General features: G+C 53.7%; 7 protein-coding genes. 3 read left to right on the top strand and 4 right to left on the bottom strand.

The genetic code is table 11. The annotated features are described in order from the left end of the window. Positions 1 to 382: acetate--CoA ligase family protein (locus ACWIZX_RS15005; RefSeq protein ID WP_448336366.1), on the top strand; the 382-nt coding region annotated here is incomplete at its 5' end. 10 nt (positions 383 to 392) lie between these two features. Here the strand turns inward: ACWIZX_RS15005 and ACWIZX_RS15000 are convergent. From ACWIZX_RS15000 to ACWIZX_RS14990, 3 genes are read right to left on the bottom strand one after another with little or no spacing between them, the layout of a single operon-like run. After that, a complete protein-coding gene (locus tag ACWIZX_RS15000; protein ID WP_448336367.1) occupies positions 393 to 2,516 on the bottom strand; it encodes a DNA polymerase domain-containing protein in 2,124 nt (707 codons plus the stop codon). Then, entirely contained in the window at positions 2,503 to 2,787 is a 285-nt protein-coding gene (locus ACWIZX_RS14995) for a hypothetical protein (RefSeq protein ID WP_448336365.1), read from the bottom strand. The genes ACWIZX_RS15000 and ACWIZX_RS14995 overlap by 14 nt, the downstream gene beginning before the upstream one ends. A gap of 4 nt (positions 2,788 to 2,791) precedes the next feature. Continuing rightward, positions 2,792 to 3,328, bottom strand: coding sequence for a hypothetical protein (locus ACWIZX_RS14990; protein WP_448336364.1), 537 nt, complete (start codon positions 3,326 to 3,328; stop codon positions 2,792 to 2,794). A 236-nt stretch (positions 3,329 to 3,564) separates the two neighbouring features. Between ACWIZX_RS14990 and ACWIZX_RS14985 the strand changes: the two genes are divergently transcribed. Continuing rightward, positions 3,565 to 4,911, top strand: a complete 1,347-nt coding sequence (locus tag ACWIZX_RS14985) for a hypothetical protein (protein ID WP_448336363.1) — start codon at positions 3,565 to 3,567, stop codon at positions 4,909 to 4,911. 129 nt (positions 4,912 to 5,040) lie between these two features. Next, positions 5,041 to 5,916, top strand: a complete 876-nt coding sequence (locus ACWIZX_RS14980) for an extracellular catalytic domain type 1 short-chain-length polyhydroxyalkanoate depolymerase (protein ID WP_448336362.1) — start codon at positions 5,041 to 5,043, stop codon at positions 5,914 to 5,916. Between the two features lie 107 nt (positions 5,917 to 6,023). Here ACWIZX_RS14980 and ACWIZX_RS14975 read toward each other — a convergent pair. Further along, the coding region (locus ACWIZX_RS14975; protein ID WP_448336361.1) for a hypothetical protein at positions 6,024 to 6,291 on the bottom strand (268 nt) is incomplete at its 5' end.

Raw genomic sequence — 6,291 nt, 5'->3', positions numbered from 1 at the left:
CGAACAATTCCTGATTCAGAAAATGTTGAACGGCGGCAGAGAGATAATTCTGGGCGCCAAACGCGATCCTTCCTTTGGCCCTGTCCTGTTGTTGGGTCTAGGTGGTATTTACGCAGAAGCCCTGCAAGATATCGCCATCCGCCTTGCGCCCGTAAGCCGCGCAGATGTTGAAGAAATGCTGAATGAGCTGCGCGGCGCACGCTTACTGCGCGGAATTCGTGGTCAGCCGCCCGCCGACCGCGCTGCACTGGTGGATGCCATGCTGCGCCTGTCTCAATTGATGATGGATTGCGAGGAAATTCTGGAAATTGACCTCAACCCTGCCCTGGTATTTGAACACGGCCTGCAGATCGTAGATGCGCGCATTGTTTTGAAAACTTGAAAAACAGGGCTTACCTGCTCAACGGTAAGTGGAATTGACGAACCTCCCGCACCGGCTGCAGGATATCCAGCATCTCTGCGGCAGCCTGCAAAACCAGCCGTGCGTAGCGATCCCAGTCTAACTCATCGGCACCGGGGGGTGTAACACTGACCCCCTGCCGGCTAAACCAGAAAAAAAGCCGCATACCGGCGCGCACTGCAACCCCCTGTGACTGTAACTGTCGGGCGGCCTGTGCTGCTGCCGAAGGACGGCGGAAAGATTGCGGGTCTCGGCTGAGTTTAACTGCCATTTGCAGCACATCCGCTGCCACTTGCCGGCGCTGCAACAACCTCACCCGCTGGTTGACGAGCGCCCATGCCTCCCTCCAACGTTCACGGGGATCATCCGCCTGCGCCAGACACTGCAAAATATCCAGTTGTGTTTCGGCTACATACTGGCAGGTATCATGCCGACGCATGGCTATACCGCGGTATTTCAATGTGCCATCCTCAAAAACGCCAAAATAGCGGTTTGCAACTGGGATGCGCCGGTCACGTCGTGCCGGCAGAAACACCAGCCAGCGGTACACCCCTTCGAGGGTAACTCCAATGCCGGTCTGTTGCTGAATTTGCTCGACCAGCGGGATAAAATCTTGCTCACTCTGCGCTCCTTCCCGCTGCACAAACAGGCTGTCCACATACATGTGCAGTACGCTGAAGCCCATTTCTTCGGCGCTTTCTTTTGCCTGCAATAGCAGTTCGCGGCTGATGGCGGTTACCGCCTCATGCGACTCCACCCGCCCAAAGCGGGCATTTTTGTACCCCAAATACCCAAAACACACCACCAGCAGCCATTTGAGCGCGGTTTGGCGGGCTTTCAACTCGCTGACGCGGCTGTCGCGCCGATCGAGCGTACGCAGGCAGTGCTTGAGCGCCAACCGCTTGACCAGCAGCGGTTGCAGGGTGCGTGGAATCAAGCCGGCTGGCGCATCCTTTTTATTCAACGTTTCGGGCGAGATGTTATAACGCACCATAATAGCGGGGTACATCGAAGCAAAATCCAGCTCGGCCGCATGGCAGTGCACCCCCACCAGCGGCTGATAGACCATCCCGCCGCGGTCATAGCGAATCAATCGGCTGAGGGTGCGTGCCGACTCGGCTTGCTGTTTGACCGCCGGGATCAGCACGCCGTCCCGCAAGGCAGTTTGCATCTGCATAGCGGTAATTCCGGCGCCGGGTGATTTTCGCACCCCTTCCTGCACACCCAAACCGCTTACCCGCGCCAGTTCCAGCGCGCCCGCCAGCCCAATCTCCCCAAACAGGGCAGCATTGCAACGGTCAATGTGCCAACGCCCAAACAGCAATGCCTGCGCTCCGCGGTAAAGCACCTGTCCGTAAGCAAACAGGCTGCGCTCACGACGGAATTCAACTTTCATCTGTTCGTCGCGGTTGGGGTTAAACAAGGGATCTGTTTCGCTTAAGAAGGGGAACAGCCAGGTATCCCCGTAGCGGGTCAGAATCACATCCGGGTCGTAAATCCGCAGCAGCGCCTGCAAGTTGACCAGAAATGCCCGCAGTGGTTGCAGGCTAAAGCGATAGCAGCGTTTTGCACAGCGAATCACGATCTGCTGCGGCGGATGGAGTGCCGGGTCTTGGTCACAATCTATTTCCATCAAGCGCAGAGGCGGCAGCGAAGGCTGCATCTCCCATGCCGATTCGAGTGGCTGCAATCCCACTAGTTGCTGCCCATCCGTTTCAAAGCGGCAGCGCCCCACCAGCGACACCTTTGTTCTGGCAACAAAGCGCACCGAGAGCGGCAAGTCGGCATCGTAGTAGTCCAGTCCCGGAAAAGCCTGCGCCAGGCGGCGGTACACTTCTGGCAGCCGGCCCGGCAAATCCACCGTTACTGCCAGCACCGTGCGTTCTCCCTCAAACAGGTCACGGCGTACCTGCCGCGAACAGCCTGCACCGCGCCCTTGCAGAAATCGCCACGCCTGTCGCAGCACAGACAGGCTACCAGCTACGCAAAACGTGACCGGAAACGCCATCGGTAACAACCAGCGCTGCCCGTCCTCGCTTACCAGCCAGCACACCAGTTCGCCGCTTGGGCGGGTGTAAACATCCATCAGCCAGCCAATTTTTTCAACTTTTCCCATCACGCAAGCGCACCAGCTCCTCCTGTAAAATGCTGATCTCCTGCTGCAAAGCAGCAATCTGGCGCGCCTGCTCGACCAGCATTGCCAGCAGGGCTGACTCAAAGGGCAGTAACGCGCCGCTGGCTGAGATGGCTGCCACATGACGGCGGGCGGATGCCAGCAGCCCATCCAGCAGAGCCTGATCGCTGCGCCGCAGCGTGCGCCGAAAACTTTGCAGCATGGCTTCGGTTTCATTCAACTGACAGGTAACGGTTGGAACAGTGCGACCCATTGTTTTACCCCTTAAACAGAGATGGCTGAACAAAGGACGAAGACGTCTGCGGCTCAACAAAAAGCGTATCTGCTTTTTTACAAACCATCTCCTGTAAAAAGCGCCGTTGGGATGTAGGAGAAGAAATCAGCAGAATGAAAACCGGCGCATGATTTTGCAAGCGGTCAATCTGTTGCAGGCAGCGCTGGATCAGCCAGCGCGCTGACCCAACCGCCAGCGTTTCATCGTAGAAAGTTGCCAGCAGGTCAAGAATGACCAGCGGCGAAGTAAGAGCGGGGGTACTTTCCAACAGCGTCAACATTTGATAGGCAGTGAAGGCGCGCCGAATCAGCAGCCGCTGACTGAGCAGATCGAGTCGCGTGGTGCGTTCGCGCAGGGCACGCGCCAGCGAATAAGCCTGTAAACGGTTACCGCCGTCGAACACCAGCACCCTACCGCGCAGCGCCAGTTCAGCCAGCAGAGAGGTAGCCGCATCGCTCAGCCTGTCGCGGCTGCCCGCCAACACACATATCCCTGCCGAAACACTCGTCGAAAGCATCATCGTTTTGATATTAAGCCAGAACTCACCCTGATTCCATCCCCCGCCAGGGGAGAAAAACGGTGATTTTGGGGTTAATCCGCTGGGTAAAATTCAAAGAAAAGCATCGTACTCGAGATTCAGCAAATCATACCGGTTTCGGCTCGCCAGTGTTACAAACCACCCTGCCCCTTTTGATATCACCCGCTCAGGATGCGAATGGTTAGTCGTCACCCTGACTGAGTAATATGGTGTACAGGATGAAAATTTCTTCACATTATCTTAAAATCTTCATAATAAAAAAAATAAAATTAATGTTTATCTTTATGAGTGTGAAAAGATTGTTCATCTGTTTCTTCCTTACTACGATGCTGTCTCTGGCCTGTCGTTTCACTGTTTCAACGCCGAGTGTCATTTCACAAACTCCATTGCAAGCATTTTCTACACCCTCGGCTGAGTTCAAGCCGCAGGTGGTTCAGGTTGGCAACGCCGATGTCAATTATTCCAACGTGGAATTTACTGCTGACAAACAGTACATGGTCTGGTTCGAAACGATTGATAACAGGGGTAACGGGATTGTCTGGCATTGTGGTGTCAATCCTCAAACGGGGGAACTGATCCCCGCCGACGGTAAAGGTTTCCGCGCTTTTGAAGGTACCGTCCTCGGGCGCGCTAATCCCGGCATGGATGCAATGGGTGTTTATTATGTTGGCATGGACCGGACAGGTAAGTTACTCCTCGTCCGCCCAACCGCCCCCAATGCCGGTGAGATACAGGAATTGTCCACCCCCCCTGACCTGACACGGCGGGCAATTTACCCCACCATCCTGCCACAGCAACAAGGTGGTTTCGTTTTCTGGATCAAAAATGAATCCGTTCCCGCTGGAGGCACAAATCGGGGAAATGACTGGTTCGAATTACAATACATTTCGTTGGACAACCCTTCACAGGTGAATGTGATCGAGCGGCAGCAACGCCCGTTTCGCGGTTTTGCACCTCTAGATTCCGCTTTTGTGCGCTGGATGAAGAACAAACCTGCACTCACCTATGGGTTTGAAGACGAGAATGGCATCGTTCAGATCCGAATGTTGGATCTGACCCAGCCATATCCTGCGCCTCAGGCCGTGACCCATGACGCAGGTAACAAGGTAGATCCCTATTCATGGTTGTATAATGGTCAAGAAATTCTCTTGGCCGGTATAAACGCCGAAGCACGTAACCATGTCTACGTTCGGGGGGCAGGAGAAGCGGAGTTTCACTTAAGAGAGATAATCATTCCAACCACTTCAGGGTTGACAAATCCTGCTCTGGCGCAATCCAATGAGCCGATTGAGTTTAATGGTAAAGTATATACGGTGTATCAAATCAATGAAGCTGGAACAAGTTTTTGGGACGTGACCTTTGCTAAAGCAGGTGAGATCTGGCTTTCTACACTGTTTGAGTCACCCCAACGACAATGGCTGTTAAGCGATTCTGTGACCGCCAAAGCCGAGCCTGAACCCTTCGTAGGAACATCCCAGGTATGGGTCTTTTATAATGTCATTGAAGGAGATAATCCCCTGACGGCCAAATGGCATCTCTATCGGGCAGAAACTCCCATTCATTAGAAAAAGGCTATGAAGCGAAAACACTTCCTGTTACTTGGTTCTCTTCTTATCTTTCTCGCCCTTGCGTGCAGGTTTTCTCCTCCTGAATCCCAGCCTGCCGCACCTTCACCTTCCATGCAGCCTGTTGAAATGGCAACCAGTTCGCCCCCACCCGCTTTACCAGCCGGTGAAATCAGCCGAACCATAATTCATGATGGCAGAGAACGCAGTTACATCCTGTATGTACCCACCTCGCTCAACTGGAATCAACCGCCTGCATTGGTGTTCGTCTTTCATGGCGGAACAGGCAATGCGCAAAATGCCATTCAGATGACCGGCTTTCATCAAGTGGCCGATCAGCACGGTTTTCTTGTGGCTTACCCCAACGGCACAGGCCGCCTGAGCGACGATAAACTACTGACCTGGAACGCCGGTAACTGCTGCGGTTATGCCTATGAAAAAAAAGTAGATGATGTTGGTTTTGTTCGCGCAATTGTAACAGACCTGGAGACGCTGATAAACCTTGATCCAAAGCGCATCTACGCAACCGGTATGTCGAACGGTGCACTGCTCTCGCATCGGTTGGGTTGTGAGGCCAGCGACCTGTTCGCCGGCATTGCGCCGGTGGCTGGGACGCTTAATACCATTCCCTGCAACCCTTCCCATCCCATTTCCGTCATCATGTTCCATGGCACGGAAGATCAGCACATTTTGTACAACGGCGGCGCAGGTCCTCAGTCCCGTCTCAGCGTGGATTTTACCTCGGTACAAGATTCGGTGGAGTTTTGGACAGCCTTCAACAATTGCGCTTCTCAGCCTCAACTGACCACGTTTGATGACATTCAGCACCAGATTTGGAGCGGTTGTGCGGCTTCCACATCTGTGGAACTCTACACGATCATCGGTGGCGGACATGCCTGGCCGGGAGGACGTTCATCAGGCCGTCCAGATGCGGACCAGCCCACGAAATCTATTTCCGCCTCTGATCTTATATGGAAATTTTTTGCCACACACCCCAAACCGTAACCGCTTAGTCTCCGAAAACAATTTACTCCTTTTTTATTTCAGGGAATGGCTGGTTGGCTGCATTCCTTAGGGCTCTGCTACGGTAGGAGCAGATTTTCAAGTTCCGTTCAACCCCTTCCAGAACGAAGCGTATTGGTAAATTGGCGGTTTTTGGCACGCTCCGGATCGATATCTTTTGTAAATTGAGCTTCCAGCTCGATAAGGTCAGGTTCGCGTTGCAGTGGAGGTGCGGGAGGCTTTTCAAGCCCAAACCTTACTCCCGGCAATAAACACAAAATCACGAGTAATACACCACAAATGAGGTAAACCAAATGATTGAGAATTGGTGTTCCCCAAAGCAAAATTTGCAATCCAAGCCACAAAATGAGCAGAACA

This window comes from Bellilinea sp. (genome assembly GCF_053501535.1).
Note: the sequence above shows the minus strand (reverse complement) of the source record. Positions and strands in the feature narration are given on the sequence as shown.

Excerpts from the sequence above, each read along its gene's own strand:
- ACWIZX_RS15000 (WP_448336367.1), bottom strand. The coding sequence starts at position 2,516 with ATGGGAAAAGTTGAAAAAATTGGCTGGCTGATGGATGTTTACACCCGC.
- ACWIZX_RS14995 (WP_448336365.1), bottom strand. The coding sequence starts at position 2,787 with ATGGGTCGCACTGTTCCAACCGTTACCTGTCAGTTGAATGAAACCGAA.
- ACWIZX_RS14990 (WP_448336364.1), bottom strand. The coding sequence starts at position 3,328 with ATGATGCTTTCGACGAGTGTTTCGGCAGGGATATGTGTGTTGGCGGGC.
- ACWIZX_RS14985 (WP_448336363.1), top strand. The coding sequence starts at position 3,565 with ATGAAAATTTCTTCACATTATCTTAAAATCTTCATAATAAAAAAAATA.
- ACWIZX_RS14980 (WP_448336362.1), top strand. The coding sequence starts at position 5,041 with ATGGCAACCAGTTCGCCCCCACCCGCTTTACCAGCCGGTGAAATCAGC.